At 38.9% G+C, this 18,205-nt stretch carries 8 protein-coding genes; 7 read left to right on the forward strand and 1 reads right to left on the reverse strand.

The window, feature by feature from the left end:
* The first annotated feature begins 51 nt into the window (after positions 1-51).
* From RB604_RS07585 to RB604_RS07605, 5 genes are all read left to right on the forward strand, one after another.
* Positions 52-3,276: a SusC/RagA family TonB-linked outer membrane protein gene (locus RB604_RS07585; RefSeq protein ID WP_240050233.1), complete on the forward strand. Its 3,225-nt coding sequence runs from the start codon at positions 52-54 to the stop codon at positions 3,274-3,276.
* Positions 3,277-3,295: 19 nt separating this feature from the next.
* Positions 3,296-4,945 carry a RagB/SusD family nutrient uptake outer membrane protein gene (locus RB604_RS07590; RefSeq protein WP_005926063.1) on the forward strand — a complete coding sequence of 550 codons (1,650 nt, stop codon included), beginning with the start codon at positions 3,296-3,298 and terminating at the stop codon, positions 4,943-4,945.
* Between the two features lie 364 nt (positions 4,946-5,309).
* Positions 5,310-5,846, forward strand: a complete 537-nt coding sequence (locus RB604_RS07595; protein ID WP_005926061.1) for a hypothetical protein — start codon at positions 5,310-5,312, stop codon at positions 5,844-5,846.
* Positions 5,847-5,885: 39 nt separating this feature from the next.
* Positions 5,886-7,148, forward strand: a complete 1,263-nt coding sequence (hflX, locus tag RB604_RS07600) for a GTPase HflX (RefSeq protein WP_007478779.1) — start codon at positions 5,886-5,888, stop codon at positions 7,146-7,148.
* A gap of 123 nt (positions 7,149-7,271) precedes the next feature.
* The gene (locus tag RB604_RS07605; RefSeq protein ID WP_007478778.1) at positions 7,272-9,263 is read left to right on the forward strand and encodes a DUF4954 family protein; all 1,992 of its coding nucleotides are present in this window, start codon (positions 7,272-7,274) and stop codon (positions 9,261-9,263) included.
* 156 nt (positions 9,264-9,419) lie between these two features.
* Here the strand turns inward: RB604_RS07605 and RB604_RS07610 are convergent, their stop codons facing one another.
* The gene (locus tag RB604_RS07610; protein ID WP_229103555.1) at positions 9,420-13,421 is read right to left on the reverse strand and encodes a hybrid sensor histidine kinase/response regulator transcription factor; all 4,002 of its coding nucleotides are present in this window, start codon (positions 13,419-13,421) and stop codon (positions 9,420-9,422) included.
* A 1,043-nt stretch (positions 13,422-14,464) separates the two neighbouring features.
* Here RB604_RS07610 and RB604_RS07615 point away from each other — a divergent pair.
* Positions 14,465-15,520 carry a T9SS type A sorting domain-containing protein gene (locus tag RB604_RS07615; protein ID WP_044093560.1) on the forward strand — a complete coding sequence of 352 codons (1,056 nt, stop codon included), beginning with the start codon at positions 14,465-14,467 and terminating at the stop codon, positions 15,518-15,520.
* Positions 15,521-15,640: 120 nt separating this feature from the next.
* Positions 15,641-18,196, forward strand: coding sequence for a LamG-like jellyroll fold domain-containing protein (locus tag RB604_RS07620; RefSeq protein ID WP_309009416.1), 2,556 nt, complete (start codon positions 15,641-15,643; stop codon positions 18,194-18,196).
* Positions 18,197-18,205 lie beyond the last annotated feature (9 nt).

Genomic DNA, 18,205 nt, shown 5'->3' on the forward strand with positions numbered 1-18,205 from the left:
TGTTAGAGTAAAGAAACAATTAATGTAAAGTTAAACTTTAAGAGAGAATTTATGAAAAGAAAATTAATGCTGTTATTGACCTGCCTTTTTGTAAGTATAGGTCTAGTAACTGCCCAGACTCAGAAGGTTACAGGTGTTGTGATTTCTGAAGAAGATGGGCAACCAGTTGTTGGGGCCTCTGTATTAGTAAAAGGTACCAATTTAGGTACTATAACTGATGTAGATGGTAATTTTACTTTGTCGAGCGTACCAAGTTCTGCAAAGACTTTGCAGATTTCTTACATCGGAATGCAGACACAGGAAGTGGCGATCAAACCGACTGTAAAGGTTGTGCTAAAGTCTGATGCACAGTCACTTGAAGAAGTGGTAGTAGTGGCTTATGGTACAGCCAGTAAAAAGTCTATTACAGGTGCTGTATCTGCCCTGGATGCAAAAGATATAGAGATGCGTCCTGTTACCAATGCCGCCGGTTCATTGGAAGGTTCGGCACCGGGTATCCAAATCAATAATACATATGGTGAGCCCGGAAGCGACAAAATGTCTATTCGAATCAGAGGCTTTAGTTCTGTGAACGGTGAGAACTCTCCTTTGATTGTTATCGATGGAACTCCTTATAGCGGTAGTCTCAATGACGTTAACAGTGATGATATCGAAAGTATCTCGGTATTGAAAGATGCTGCTTCTTCTGCTCTTTATGGAAATAAGGCAGCCAATGGTGTCATACTTATTAATACCAAAAGAGGTAAATCGGAACGCCTTAATTTCCGGGTTAGCATCAAACAGGGTATGTATATGCGTGGTCTTCCACAATATGATCGGTTGGGTATCAAAGATTGGATGGAAACTATGTGGAAAGGGGAAGCTGAATATGCAGCCATAGACATGGCTGACAAGTTGGGCTCTATGACACCGGGAGAATATGCAACTAAGAATGTGATGGGAATTATCAAATCGAATATATTTGATGCGGCAAATGATAAGTTATTTGATAGTAACGGTAATTTCATCGCTAATGTACTTCCGGGATATGACGATTTGGATTGGAGCAAAGAAGTGGAACGCACCGGACACCGTCAGGAATACAATATGAGCAGTGATGTCGCAAAAGACAAATATGACGTATTTGCATCATTCGGTTATTTGAAAGAGCAGGGATATACTATCAGTTCTGATTTTGAACGTTTCTCCGCTCGTCTGAATGCTAATTTCCGTCCGGTGAAATGGTTTAAGGCAGGTGTCAATCTTAACGGAGCTGTCAGTAAGAATAATTATTCGGAGGGGGCCAGCGAAGGTGGAGCAGCATATGCTAATCCGTTTTATCAAACTATGATGATGGCACCGGTGTACCCGATATACAAACATAATGCCGATGGTAGTATTATGACTGACGAAGAAGGAAGTAAAGAATATAATCTGCACATTGGAGGTGCCAATGATTACTTGAATGACCGTCACATCATTTATGAAATGAAAAATGACTTTGACCGTAAAAATAGAACCACAATCAGTGGACAGACTTATGGTACTGTTTCATTTTTAAAAGATTTTGAAGCGACGGTCAAGGGAGATATTTATACATATAATCAAAACCGGGTACGTTTTAATAATACCAATGTAGGAGACGGTGCGGCCAATAACGGACGATTGTTTAACTATGATGACCGCCAGCGTGAATATCGATTCAGTCAGGAACTTTATTGGAAACATGACTTTGATTTTCATCATGTAGATGTGTTGTTGGCACACGAAGCATATAAAATGACTTACTCGTTGAATCAGTATTCCAAAACCAACATGATGCTTGAGGGGAATACGCAAGGTTCCAATTTTGCAGAAACTACAAGCGCGACCGGATATGAGGATAATTATACTACGGAAAGTTATTTGGGAAGAGCACGTTACAGTTATGCTATGCGTTATTTTGCAGATCTCTCATTTCGTAGGGACGGTTCATCCCGTTTCAGAGATCCTTGGGGTAACTTTTGGTCAATCGGTGCCAGTTGGATCATTTCGGAGGAGAATTTTATGAAATCACTCAATTGGATTAATAACTTAAAGCTTCGTGCTTCTTATGGTGAAGTGGGTAATGACCAAAGTGCTGCTTATTATGCTTATCAAGCATTATATCTGGCTGATACCAATGCACACCAGGGAGCATACATCAAGAGCCAGCTTGCCAATCCTGAATTAAAATGGGAAAAGTCCAGTTCTATTGACATTGCGTTGGAAGGAAGACTGTTTGATCGTTTGAACTTTTCTATCGATTATTTTGACAAACGTTCCAAAGATCTGTTATTCGATGTTTATAACCCGTTGTCGGCTGGTCCTACGGATCTTTGGGGAACCACTACGGTTGATCCTACCGGACGTTCTATCATAACTAAAAATATCGGTACTGTATCCAACAAAGGAGTGGATTTGGCATTGGATGCTGATATTATCTATAATAAGAATTGGCGTTGGAATTTAGGTGTCAATCTGACTTTCCTTAAGAATGAAATAGTCAAACTGCCTGATCATAAAGACATTACTAAAGGGGTGCAGAAGTTGAGTGAGGGTAAGAGTATCTATGAGTTCTTTACTTACACTTATGCGGGTGTCGATCAAATGGATGGTATGGCCATATATGTAGCCGATCCGGAAAAAGTGACGGACGATAATATCAGTAGTGGAAATGTTTTTGAAATCAATGGTCAATATTATTGTTATAATCCGGGTAGTTACGGCCTTCGTGAATGGCATGGCTCTGCTCTGCCAAAAACTTACGGCAGTATCAATACTTCGTTGACTTATAAAGGAATTTCTTTATCTATGTTGGGAACATTCTCTTTAGGCGGGAAAGTGTATGATACGAATTATGCCAGTTTGATGGGAATGTCTGCCAATAGTGCATCGGCATTACATGAAGACATGCTTCAATCATGGAATGGTACTCCCGAAGGTATTACAGAGACATCTCCGAATCGTATCGATCCGAACGGAATTCCTCGTGCAGCCATGTCTACTGCTTCTCAATATTTTGGTATATCAAGTTCCCGGTGGTTACAGAATGCATCTTATTTCGTGATGAAGAATATTAACTTGGGATATGATTTCCCATCTAAAATTACTAATAAATTGAATATAGATGGTTTACGTGTCTATGCTTCAGTCGAAAATGCATTTACAATTGCTGCTCGTAAAGGTATGAATCCACAGTATAGCTACAGTGGAGGTGCAGACCAGACTTATGTGACCGCACGTGTTGTCTCATTCGGATTGAACTTGAAATTTTAACCCTAAATAATTCAGAAATATGAAAATTTCGACTAAATATATACTTGCTTCCGCTTTAAGTGGAATATTAATTTTCGGTAGCAGTTGCTCTGACAGTTGGCTGCAGACCGAACCGACCGATCAGGCTTCGAATGAAGCTGTTCTCAGTACGACAGAAAATGCCAAAAAAGCAATCAATGGCTTATGTAAATTGATGAGTATGCAACACGGAGCATATTGGGATTACTTTGCAAATAATGGCGAAGGTACTGTCATACAATACTATTTAGAATATCCGGGGCGTGATTTCAATTATCCGTTGATGTCGCCGGGATGGTCTGTTATATTTAATAATAAGTTTACACAGAATGTAACATCCGGTTACTGTGCTTATCCATGGTACTACTACTATAGCATCATAGGAAACGCCAATACGGTTTTAGCAAATATCGATGCTGCCGAAGGCGAACAAAGCGAAAAAGATTATATTAAAGCCGGTGCACTTACTTTTCGTGCCTATTCTTTCTTTCGCTTAAGCCAGATATATTGCGATTCATGGAAAGAAAGCAATAACGGAGGATCCGAAGGAATCGTTCTGCGTATAGATGAATCTACCGGTGATATGCCGTTATCGACTTTGGCTCAGACCTACGAGCAAATCTATTCGGATCTGAATCAAGCAATTTCCCTGTTTAAAGCTAACGGTGACATTACTCGTGATTCTTTCTATGGAACGTCGGCTGCCTGTTATCCCGATCAGAATGTTGCCGAAGCTATTTTAGCCCGTGTGGCTCTTTCCAAAGGCGACTACCAGACTGCACTCGACAATGCCAAGGCAGCTCGTGAAGGTCGCTCTCTGATGAGTGTATCAGACTATAAGGCAGGATTCTACCAGAACAACAGCGAATGGATTTGGGGAACATTTAATGATGCGCAGGAAACACTGTATTACGGTGCTTTTTTAGTCGTTTTCGCTCGAAACGGTTATTATGCTACCAACCAACATTATCATGTTTGTGTAGCTCGTGATTTTATCGATGAGATATCAGACAGTGATATTCGTAAAGGATTATTCTTACACAAAGGAACATTCCTTCCTGAGGGCAAAACTGTAGAAGAAGTTTTGGATACACAGACTTCCAGTATGGTTGGAATGTTTGCTGACGGTGCTGACGGCGATGAAGCATATGCAAATGCAGAAGAATACATCAAAACCAATTTCTCAGATATGACAGAGACTCCTTATAATGCTTATACCAGCCTTAAATATGCCTGTGAAGGTATGCCGGGAATCGGTTCCATTCCGTTGATCCGGTCTTCGGAAATGTTGCTAATTGAAGCAGAAGCCAATTATTTCCTGAATAGCGGTAACCCTCAACCGGCACGGGATAATCTGATTGAATTGAATAAAACATCCGGCCGTGATCCGGAGTATTCTTGTGACTTGACAGGAGAGCAGCTTTTTGAGGAAATAGCTAAGTATAGACGTTTGGAGCTTTGGGGTGAAGGACATAGTTGGCTCGATTGCAAACGTTGGGGAATTGCTGTTGTCAGAAAATCATTTGCAGAAGGCGGTAACTATGATGCTTCTGTTTCCGGAACATTCGGTTACAAAGACGGAGTATGTGACAAGACATTCTGGAAGTGGTCGATACCTACTGGAGAAACCGACTTGAATGAAGGGTTGTGATCTACTGCTTGAATTGATAATCAATGAAATGTTTAAAGGGTTTCGTCCCTTTACATTATAAATAAAGTGTTTTTGAAAGGCCGTTCTTGTGAAAGAATGGTCTTTTTTTGTATGGCAATGATATCCACCTATACACGATGGCGAGACTTATGCTTTGCCGGTAGACGTTCTGACTAAAAGAGGTTACATTCTTATATTACATTCTGAGGATAAGATTTATCGTGGGAAGTTTATTAAGAAACGATCCGGATAGGTGTAAATATAATTAAATAAAGGTAACCGGTAAGTTTGAAACAAATAGCATTCAAACTTGCCGGTTTTGTGTTTTATTTCTATTTTTGTTTGAAATCACAAAGTTATCTACATGAAGCAGATTGTTTGTATCACGGCCGGTTGTATGTTTTTTGCACTGATGTTGAGTGCTTGTCGTACTCCGGCTACACAATTGAAAGAGGAGCAGAATATGGGAAATCAAATGATTATAGAGACACCTGTACGGGGAGGGTCTGCGGCTGTCAGTTCCCCAAGAGTGTTTGTTTATAAGACTAAAGGCGATTATTCTCATCTGGTTCCGGTATTGATGGACGATTCCCGTACACAAATTCTCTCTTATCCGCATCCGCGTGATCTTTTTATTGGAGGAAAACTCTGCCTGCCGACTCTTCTGAACGATGGCTATTGGTTGGACAACAGGGGAATAGGTCGGAATGTCGCTTTCCTTTCTTATACTTATGAAGAGTATAGCCGATTGTCCTCAGCTCCCTCTATGGAGGAGTTGAAAGCACATATCCGAGATAAAGACCCTATCACTGAATGGCATGAATGCGGACGGCGGGCGGACTATAAAAATATTGTTTCCGAATTAAATAAGCTTATAGAACAAGGCTTTCTGCAAAAATAACTATATATTTGCGCACATATTATATACGAGAAATAAAGAATGAAAGAATTTGTAATCTCCGAAGCTCAGGTCGAAACAGCGATACTTGTCGGTCTTATTACGCAAGCTCAGGATGAGCGTAAAACGAACGAGTATCTCGATGAACTGGCATTCCTTGCCGAGACGGCTGGGGCGGAAGTTGTGAAAAAGTTTACCCAAAAGTTGCCGACCGCCAATTCTGTAACTTATGTGGGAAAAGGAAAGTTGGAAGAGATAAAAGAATATATCTTGAATGAAGAAGAAAACGAACGGGAAGTCGGAATGGTCATTTTTGACGATGAACTTTCGGCTAAACAGATACGTAACATCGAAGCGGAACTGAAAGTCAAGATATTGGACCGTACTTCGCTTATCCTCGACATATTTGCGATGCGTGCACAGACTGCCAATGCGAAAACGCAAGTGGAGCTGGCTCAGTATAAGTACATGCTCCCCCGCTTGCAGCGTTTGTGGACTCACCTTGAACGACAGGGGGGTGGTTCCGGATCGGGTAGTGGTAAAGGTGGCTCAGTGGGACTTCGTGGTCCCGGTGAAACTCAGCTCGAGATGGACCGCCGTATCATATTGAACCGTATGTCGTTGTTGAAGGAACGTTTAGCAGAAATTGACAAACAGAAATCTACTCAACGGAAAAATCGTGGCAGAATGATTCGTGTGGCTCTTGTGGGATATACCAATGTCGGAAAGTCGACCATGATGAATCTTCTTGCAAAGAGTGAAGTGTTTGCCGAGAATAAGCTCTTTGCAACTCTCGATACTACCGTACGCAAGGTAATAATTGACAATTTGCCTTTTTTGCTGTCCGATACCGTCGGTTTTATCCGTAAATTGCCGACGGACCTCGTAGACTCTTTCAAATCTACTCTCGATGAGGTGCGTGAAGCGGATTTGTTGCTGCATGTTGTCGATATTTCCCATCCCGGATTTGAGGAACAGATAGAGGTGGTGAATAAAACCCTGGCCGATATCGGTGGTGCCGGGAAACCTATGATACTTATATTTAATAAAATAGACGCTTATACCTACGTGGAGAAAGCGGCAGACGACCTTACCCCCAGAACAAAAGAAAACTTAACACTCGAAGAACTGATGAAGACGTGGATGGCAAAAATGGAAGACAATTGCCTGTTCATTTCCGCCCGCGAACGAATCAATATAGAAGAACTGAAGAGTGTAGTTTATAAACGCGTAAAAGAGTTACACGTACAGAAGTATCCCTATAATGATTTCCTTTATCAGACTTACGAAGAAGAGGAGGAATAATTATTTAATGTGTCAATACGCCAATGTGCCAATTGCCGTGCGGTGTATTAGTAAATAATATAGTGCGGCCAATTGTCGTATGGATACATTGTTGTATCGGCACATCATTATATTACTTACATTATGGGAAAAATTTACCGAGGATTGACTGAAGACGAAATTCTTCAGTTAAAGAGTCAGTCGTGTCTGGCGGATGATTGGGGAAAAGTCTTTGTAGCAGAAGATTTTACCACCGAGTACGTTCATCACACCCGCTTTTCGGGTGAAGTAAAGTTAGGAGTTTTTCAGTCGGATTTTACATTGCCGGGTGGAATAAAAAAACATGCCGGCCTACGTCATGTGACACTGCACAATGTGACAGTAGGGGATAACTGCTGCATTGAAAATATTCAGAACTACATTGCGAACTATGAAATTGGGGATAATGCATTTATTGAAAATGTGGATATCATTTTGGTAGATGGTCGTACGACTTTTGGCAATGGAGTAGAAGTTGCTGTTCTAAATGAAACGGGTGGCCGGGAAGTGCTGATTAATGACAAACTTTCAGCGCATCAGGCTTATATCTTAGCTTTATATCGTCATCGTCCGGAGCTGATAGACCGTATGAAGAAGATTACCGATTATTATTCTAATAAGCATGCTTCCACTGTGGGGACAATCGGTAATCATGTGATGATACTTAATACCGGTTCCATTAAAAATGTACGGATAGGCGATTGTTGTCATATTTGCGGTACATGCCGTTTATCGAATGGTAGTGTCAATAGTAATGCGGTGGCACCGGTTCATATCGGACACGGGGTGATCTGTGACGATTTCATTATTTCTTCCGGATCACACGTGGATGACGGTGCGCTGCTGACTCGTTGTTTTGTGGGACAAGCTTGTCAGTTAGGGCATAATTATTCGGCTTCCGATTCCTTATTTTTCAGTAATTGTCAGGGAGAAAACGGAGAGGCTTGTGCTATTTTCGCCGGCCCTTATACGGTTACACATCATAAGTCGACCTTGCTGATTGCCGGTATGTTTTCGTTTATGAATGCCGGTTCCGGGTCTAATCAGAGTAACCACATGTATAAACTCGGTCCTATTCACCAAGGTACATTGGAACGTGGAGCGAAGACCACTTCGGATTCTTATATCCTCTGGCCGGCCCGTGTCGGTGCATTTTCATTGGTAATGGGACGTCATGTGAACCATGCCGATACATCCAATCTGCCGTTTTCTTATCTGATCGAACAGCAGAATACCACTTTCCTTGTACCGGGAGTGAACTTACGGAGTGTGGGTACCATTCGTGATGCCCAGAAATGGCCGAAACGCGATAAACGTAAAGATCCGAACAAGCTCGATTATATTAATTATAATTTGCTGAGCCCATATACTATTCAGAAAATGTTTAAGGGGCGTTTTATTTTAAAGGATTTGAAACGTGTATCCGGCGAAACTTCCGAAACTTATTCTTATCAGAGTGCCAAGATTAAGAATTCTTCCCTGAATAGCGGTATTCGTTATTATGAGATAGCCATTCATAAATTTTTGGGCAATTCTATCATCAAACGTCTTGAAGGTATTAAGTTCCAGAGTAACGAGGAAATTCGCCAACGGCTGAAACCGGATACGGAGATAGGTTTGGGAGAATGGGTTGACATATCCGGATTGATCGCTCCGAAGAGTGAAATAGAAAAGCTGATGGCCGGGATAGAAAGTGGTGAAATCAATCGTTTGAAAGAAATAAATGCCCGCTTTGCCGAGATGCACAACAATTACTATACCTATGAGTGGACATGGGCTTATAATAAGATTCAGGAGTTTTATGGTCTTGATCCGGAGACAATTACCGCCAAAGACATTATCTGTATTGTAAAATCCTGGAAAGAAGCTGTTATCGGGCTGGATCGTATGGTGTATAACGATGCACGTAAGGAATTCTCCATGTCATCAATGACTGGTTTTGGAGCTGACGGGTCGCAAGATGAGATGAAACTTGATTTCGAGCAAGTTCGTGGAGATTTTGAAAGTAATCCATTTGTAACTGCCGTACTGGAGCATATCGATGATAAGAATGCATTGGGTGACGAACTGATAAATCGTATCGGACAGTTGGGGTAGGAGTTGGAATTTGGGAGTTAGGAGTCAGAATTTAGGAGCTGGAATATAGTAGTTGGAATATAGTAGTTAGTAGCCAGTAGTCAAGTAGTAAGTAGAGGATGCCTTTCGCTATTTTCTTATTCTAACTCCCAACTCCTAACTTCCGACTCCTAACTTTTAACTTCCTGCTTCTAACTCCTGTTTCTGATTCTCTTCTCTGTATTTAGATGGGGTACAACCTACCATTTTTTTGAAGAATGTGCTAAAATAACGTTGGCTGCTAAACCCTACCGCTTCTGATATTTCGAGCATATTGCAATCTGTTTCACGTAGCATTTGAAGGGCTTTTTCTATACGGAAATTATTGATGCAGTCGTTGATACCCACATAATTTACTGCTTTTACTCTGTTGTAGAGCGTGGTTCGCGACATGCCCATTTTGTCTGCTATAAAATCTACATCCAATTGGTTGTTGCTTAGATTCTCTATGATAATATTATTTAGTTTGAAGAGAAATCTTTCGTCCGCATTACTCGGTTCTTCTTCTATATTTGGATAGGAGGATATACTACTCACATAGTTACGATAGTGTTTTTGTAATATCTTACGATTTTTCAATAAATTGCGTACTATAACTATTAATTCATCTACTTCAAAAGGTTTGGTAAGATAGATATCAGCTCCCGATTTATAGCCGGATGCTGTACTTTCCATGTCCGTTCGCGCAGTGAGTAGCACCACGGGAATGAAACAGGTTTTTTCTTGCCTTTTTATTTGTTGACATAGTTCCAGACCATCGCCTTGTTGCATCATGATATCGCTGACAATGATATCGGGTAATTTTTGTGTGGCAATGTTGAATGCATCTTCTCCGTTGTTGGCTGTATATACTTTTTGGAAGTGCTCCTTCAAGGCCTCTTTGAGAAAGTTGGACAGTTCAATATTATCTTCTACTATTAGTATTGAATAGTTGCGTGTGTCGAAATTCTCTTCCTCTTGGGATGGTTTTTGTTCTTGTCTTTCTCTGTCGGAAAAACGGAGCACATCGTTGAGTGATATATTGACGGACTGTTCAGAAGGATTTTTTTTATCTTCTCTTTCGGGCAATTCGAAGCAGAAAGTGGCCCCTGTTTTCTCATTATTATAGGCTTCGATCTTTCCTCCTTGCAGTTCCACCAGTACTTTCACATAGGATAGCCCGATGCCGCTTCCTTCTTTTGAGTCTTTTCCCTGATAGAAGCGTACAAAAAGCTGTTTTATGTCTTCTTCGTCCAGTCCGATACCTTCATCGATGACGGAAATACGTATGTTTCCCTTTTCTTTTTGCGTTGTTAATGTCACGGAATTTCCTTCCGGAGTGAATTTTAATGCATTTGCTAATAGATTGGATACTATCATTTCACATTTGCTGGTATCAAATGTCCATTCTTTAATACGGTTGTCAAAATTATATAGGAGACGTACATTCTTGTTGGCATATTCATTTGTGAAACTCCCGGCGATTTCTTCCAACCAATTGTTGAACGTACAAGTGGAAAGATGTAATACTTTCTGCCCCATTTCTATGCGACGTACATCAAGTACCATTTCAATCAGATTTTTCATACGTCTGACTTGCCGGCAGATACTTTCCAGTTGTTCTTTTAGTTTATTGTCGGTTATTGCCTCTTTATTAAGCAGACGTTTGAGCGGTGCATATATAAGCATAAGGGGTGTTCTCAACTCATGGCTCATATTGATGAGGAAACGTATTTTTTCTTCATTCATATTTTGCTTGTGTTCTTTCAGCTCCCATTGCAGTTTACGCTCTTTTTTCCGGTTGTAATAAGTCACATAACCTATGCAGATAATGATAAAGAGAATAATCAGTGCCAGTTTCAGATAAGGACTTTGCCACCATGGAGTGGGGATTTCCAGATTTAATATAGGTGTCATTTCTGTCCAGCTACCATCTCTGTTACTGCACGAAACGGATACTTCATAATGACCGGGAGATAGTGAATAGAGAGCCAGAGAAGGAGCATACGATTCGATATCGCGTGCCAAACCGGAAATGTGAAACCGGTATATTCTCCGTCGAAATACATCCTCTTCATTTCTTATCAGTTTGATGATAAGTGAGGTGTAATGATAGGGAATGGTCAATTTGCCTGTTGCTGAGACTTGATTGGTGATGGTTGCTCCATTCAGTTCTATATCCATTAATTTTATGGTGGGAATATTACCGTCTTTAAACGGGTAATTTTTGCAAATACGCAATAAGCCGTTTACTCCGCATTGGTAAATGTCTCCCGATTGTGATATGGGAACGTTGGTATACATATATTCATTGGCTAAAGCCCCGTCGTTTTCGTCAAAGATGGTAAATCGTTTATCCGATATGGAATAAGCGAACAGCATGTTTCGGGCACCGATCCAAATTCGGTCTGTAGGATCATAAACGGTTGTTCTGGCTTCACTGAACAGAGACGTCTCGATTTTTTCAGCAGATTTATTGTGACGGTTGTATCTTAGTAACCCGCGATTGGTTGCTATCCAGAAATCTCCTTGCGAATCGCAGCAGACACAGTTGATAGTGATATTGAAATCGGAATAATAAATCGGTGACAGTGTTTGGGTGCGGTTGTTCAGACAAAAAATATTTTTAACTCCATAAAGGTAGGTGATGGAGTCGTTTGAGGCAATAACTTTAAGATTACTGATTGGAGTGTCTGTATCTTTGCGTATTTGTGTCATCTGTACAGGGGTAAGCCGGGCTGTTTTCAGGTCATAAATATATACTTGTTCTGCCAGTATGTAATATTTTCCGGGAGAAAATTGATATATGTTGATAGCTATTCCCATGGAATTGATTTGCTCTCTGAGATTCGGGCTTATAAAGTTGCACGGACGGCAGAGGCCTGTTCTTTTGTTGAAGAAATAGAGTCCTTTCCCATAAAAGGAGGCGATCAGTTCTTCTGAATTATATCCTGCTATCGATACTACTTTCTCTTTGCTGCATGAGGGGTAATGCTTAAATATATTTTCAATTTGGTTTAGCCGGTTGATACCTCCGCCATCTGTCCCGATATACATAAAACCGTCTTCCTCATACAAGCATAAGGTTATTTTATTACTCAGACCATAAAGGTTGTTTAAAGGTACATCTTGAAAGGTGTGCATGTATACTTCGCGAATATTCAACAGTCCGTTTCGGATGGTACCGGCCCATAGGTTTTGTGAATGATCCACATACAGGCTTTTTATTGAATTGCTGGGCAGTGAGTTGTTGTTTCCGCTTTGCTGTTCGATGGTGCGAAAGGTACGGTCTGCGAGATTTAAACGCGCAATGCCACCTCCGTCGGTAGCTATCCACAGTTCGTCTTTGTAAATGAGCATGTCAAGTATAATGTCATTGCACAAATCGGAATTTTGTGTGGAATAGCGGGCGATTTCTTGGCCGTTTACATCATAACATATCATACCTTCACCATAAGGTGATAACCATAAGTTTTTTTGTTTGTCAATAAAATAAGAACTTATATGTTGTTTTTTGCAAGAGGTGAAAGGGGTTAATTGGTGGCTGTCTGTGTGGTAGAGATAAACACCTTTCCATTGGGTGCCTACCACATACGTATTTTTTTTCCAAGGTTTGATATATTTAAAATAGTCATTAATTGCTTTGCCTTTATTAATAATGGGGAGACTGTGCAATTGGCGATCGGCATAGCTGTATATCCACAGTCCTGTTCCTGCAAATAATATTCCGTCCGTCAGCAGACAAGCGGTCTTTGCTTGTACAGGGGCATTGTTATGATAGATCAAAGTGAAATTATCTTCTCCCCGGTTGTAAATTGCCAATCCTTCCTGAGTACCTATCCATAGATTGAGCAGGGAGTCTTCTTTTAGAAAGCAGATATCATTGTCTGGTAATGAATTAGGAGAATATGAATCATAAAAGTAATTTTTAAGTTCATACTGATCAAAACGATTCAATCCCATTTGAGTACCAATCCAGATGATTCCTTTGTAATCCTTGAGTACGCAGTTGACCGTTGTCTGTGATAGCCCTTCTTGTAGGGATAGTTGTTTGAAATAATAATCAGGAAAAGCGTGTAAGGAAGAAACGGAGCATTGCATCAATAGAACACATCCGACAAACCGGCATAAACTGGTTAGTACGTTTCCATAGTTTTTCATAATCGTTTTTTTGATTAGTGTAGACAAAATTAAAACAAATGTGACAGATAAACAAAGGGTATGGGAAAATAATGTCTTTTTGAAGCAAAGATAACGGGGGGTAGTTATTAACATTGTTAATCTATTTCTTTAACTATAAAATTAATGAATACAATAATATATACTTTTATCATGCAAAAGTATATACTGTTATTGTATAAAGAAACGTTATTAACACAAGCTTAAGTGTATACTTTTGAAATAGTAATAAATTTACTTGTTTAATTATTGAATATGAGTATGTTATGGTGGTATTGTTATAGCGCTTTATTTTATTGTAATCATTCTCTATTACCAAGTTTCTGTAATTTTAATTGTGATTTAAATAAGTATAAATAGACGGTGTACTTTATTGTCTCCGGTGTTTAAAATTGTTTATTATGTTTGAAGTTGTTTCAAGTACTAGGTGTTTAGGATTACCAGAGAAGAGACCGCTAAAGTCGGTAGAAACGGATTTGTTGTTACAAAAGTGATGCTTGGAGTAGATGAACATAGTGGGATATTACGAATCAATATAAAAGAAAGATTGTGCAAAATTTTATTTCTAAGAAAGATAATTTTAATCTTATATCGAATTCAAGTTAAATATAATAATGCTTCAAAAAACGAATATTTTATGTGATTTTGCGTTGATGTCCTATTATTCTAACACGCATTTGAAGACAAAAGAGACGAACAGAAAGCATACTACATAAATAATTGCAAATATATGTAATGGATACTGTATATCCTTTACTTTATATGTGTATATATTCATTTGTCTTGATATCATGAGTTGTTAAACCGGGCTGTTTTCAAAATCAATCATATATTTTCAAAAATCGTTCAAAACTCCTATACATGCGTTGTTTGGTACATTTTTGGAATAACAAACAGCCGTTTTTGAACATTAATTTGTATTTAATCATCTATGTTTGCACCAATAAAAATCGAATTATTATATAATATGATAATTTGATTGATGTTACATCAATGTTTTATTTATTAACTTTAATTTTATTATTATGAAAAGAAGTTTACTTTTGGTTTCAACTGTTTGTCTTTTTTCGTTAGGTGCAACAGCTCAGAATTATGCTCCTGCTGCATGGACATTTAGTAAGCAACAGCAGGGTAGCGCAGCAGGATTATTCATTAAAGAAATGGCTTCTACGAACTGGAACTGTAAAGCTCCTTTCCGTTTAGGAGACGCCTTAGATGGTTCTATCGGGTTGGCATGCGCTGTGGGTGGTGATGTGACAGGACCGGGAAGTGATTTGTATGCTAATGTAACTGATGCAGATAAAGCTGTGTTTGAAGAGTTTTATAAAGCATGTCAGATTGTAGATGGTGGTGAGTTAGGCAATTTGTTCTGCTATCAAGGTAGTGCTTCTACTATGTCTGACCCCAGAGCTGTAAAGAATAGCAAGGCAATGCCTAATGCTACTATGTTCTGGCTTTCAAATACAGATATTCCTTTGGCAGCAAATTACCGTGTTTCTATGGGATATCGGGTTATTGCAAATTCAGGGAATAATGCAATGAAATTGACTTTGGCTACTTCTGCTTATGATGGAATAGATAATGGTACTGATTTGGCTAACGGGACTTATCGCGAATTGGAACTACCTTTCTATGCTGACTTTAATGACTATTGGAGTACTGCTACCATGGATATAACTATTGCAGATAATACAGATCCTAACTATAAAGAGTTGCCTTTGGTAATAAAGATGTGGTTAGGTAGTGGTATTGAAAATGCGATTGTATTATTTAGTGATATAAAACTGGAGAAAATAGAAACAATTGATAATAAGTATGTTCCGGGGAAAATAGAAGATGTGGAGTGGAATGATTCTCCAACCGGAATAAGCTATAAGATAGCTGACCAGAACGCTGTTGTTTGGGCATCTAACGGTGAAATTACGGTGGTAGATGCAAAATCTCCTATTCAGGTTTATTCAGTTTCAGGAAAATTGGTTTCCTTCAAATCTCCTATTTCAAGTGTAACAACAATTCCTGTAGCTCAAAAGGGAGTTTATATTGTTAAGATCGGAGAAAGTTGTAGAAAAATAGTGTTGTAATTTTGAGAAATTTAAGAAGCGAATCTTTACAACTTCATAGCAGGGGTCAAGATTCGTTTCTTTTTTTGTTAATCATGTATTTAATGATCTAAATTGATTAGTATGGTTTTAAAAAAAGTTATGTTAGCATGCATTTTGGGATGCTTCTTTTTAAACTCTTTTTCGCAAACAACCAATTATGCGATAAATAATGATGGCACTGGTTTTGTTCAAACGTCAACCATTATAAATGAGTTGAACGGACTGGCGGAAGCTACCGTGCAAATATGGATTAAACCAGTAGAATGGGTGAAAGGTGCTCAGCTTTATAATCAAAGTAATCTGATTATGGAATTGGGAGAAAACCGGTCGCTGATTGTAAAAGCCGGGACTTCTTCTGTTACTTGTACTCCGGAAATTGCACTGAATACCTGGTCGCAATTGACCATGGTATACGATAATGGTACAGTAAAGTTATATGTAAATAATGAACTGAAAGAGACAACAGGCACATTACCGGCAATTTTACCGGATGCAGTGCATACTTGTTATATTGGTAAGAACTTTAAAGGGCAAATAGATGAAATACGTGTTTGGAAGAAAGCATTGGAACAGAAAGACTTTTTTTGGAACAATACGTTGAATAAGTTTAATCCTAATTATGATACATTGGTCTCTTATTGGAAATGCGATCAGGAACAATGTGAGAATTTAGTTGATTACCAATTTGCTCATCATGGAATTATTAATAATTTACAGCGCGTGGTTGTTGAAGATAATGCTGTGATGCGCTATCGTATCGTGACCGGATATACGAATCTGATGCGTTTTACAGACCGGGGTAATATTAATCGGGATATGTTTCTAATGACCAATGATTTGATTCTGCTTTCTGCTAAAGTACAGCAAGACGGATCTTTGTTTCCAGAATACCCGGATAACTCTGCCGTTCCTGTAAATGTATCTTATTTGGACGAATTTGAGGGACATAAGGGAGTGATGGATTTTCATGGAATAGGGTCTAAGATGGTAGCAGAAGATGGTCGTGCACCTTTTGATCCAACTGAACGATTTGGTTGTGGTACTCCTAACGTTGCCACTGTCTCGGGTTGGATTTATATTGATAAATGGGTAGAAGGTGCTGGAATATTTTCTAATTATCAGGACGAAGATAATTGTATGATTATTAAATTGGGACAAGAGACTAATAAAGAGATTGTTGTTGATTTTTGCGGAACTATAGCTACTCTGAAGAATCAAGTGGAAGTTGGAAAATGGCATTATTTGAGTGTTTGTTTTAAACCATCCGAAGGAGAAATAACAGGTCGTAGATTCAATCCGATTTTTATAAGTGTTGATTATGTAATACATGATAAGATTTCCAGTAAAACCGTAGAACTTAGTGGTAAAGATATGACAATAAAAGTGGTACCGGTATTTGCAAATAGCACAATAACGTTAGGAGATAATCTGGATGGAAAACTGGATGAGGTTATGGTTTGGGGAAGTGACCGTTCCGGATCGGCGAAGAATGATGCTGAAAACGGTTATCAATGGAATATCGGAAGTTGGAATAATATTTTCTTAAATGCCTATTGGAAAGGGGATGACCCTGAAAATATAGGTAAGGATTCTCAGAGCTATATTGGTATGATCGAATTTATCCGTAATTATTATGCCGGACATCGTGGTATGAAAATTCGTATGGGTATTATTTATCCGGATGGAGAAAAATGGAAATGGGGTGTTTTGAATAAAGAGGAATATCTGGATAATATGATTAATGATGCAAAAAAGCTATTGACATATTGTGATGGTTTGGATGTTGATTTGGAATGGATGTACAGTTCGTCTGATTGGACTATCTATAACCACGTCGTAAAACGTCTGATTGACGAAGTCATGGCAGGTCATAGAGATACAAAAACATTTTCTTGTTCATTGCATAAAGTGTCTTATAGTGGATTTGATAAAGCAATGATAAATGATGTTGATTTCTTTACCTTCCAACTCTATGGGCCTAATAAAGAGACTTATTATTGGGAGTATTATCCGGAAGCCTACAATTGGTTTATAAATTACGGATTTCCTAAAGATAAGATTTTGATGTCTTATGGAGTATTGCTCGTTAATAATGGCGAGGAAGGCTATAAAGATCTGTTTGAAAAATACGGAATGAATGATAGTAATTTTGATCCGGCTTTGAATTCATGGGATTGTGATGGTATTGTCAAGTATTATAATGGGGTGAATCAAACGAAACGTAAGCAAGAGTTTATTATAGAAAAAGATTGTCGTGGAACAATGTACTTTGATATGGGGAATGATCAACCTGTCAGTGATTATAAGAGTTTGATATGTGCACAAAATGATGTACTTGCATCCAATGTGGATACATTGATTACGAATGTGGATTTGGGACCGGTAGGAATACAGAATATGGAAAAGAAAGGTCAAACTGAAACATTTTCATTTTATCTCAGTCCATCCGGTAATCAGATAACTTTAACTCTTTCCGTAGAAGAGGATGCAGGAAATGCTTTCTGTGAGATTTGTACAATAGATGGTAAGGTTGTAATGCAGGAGTGTCTGAATGCCGTTACAAATGTAATTCCGTTATCTTTGACAAAGGGGACTTATTTGATACAAGTACGTACCCATAATGGAAATTACACACAAAAAATACATATTAATTAAATCTTAATA

Origin of the sequence: Bacteroides salyersiae (assembly GCF_031172035.1) — a bacterium.
Classification (GTDB): domain Bacteria; phylum Bacteroidota; class Bacteroidia; order Bacteroidales; family Bacteroidaceae; genus Bacteroides; species Bacteroides salyersiae.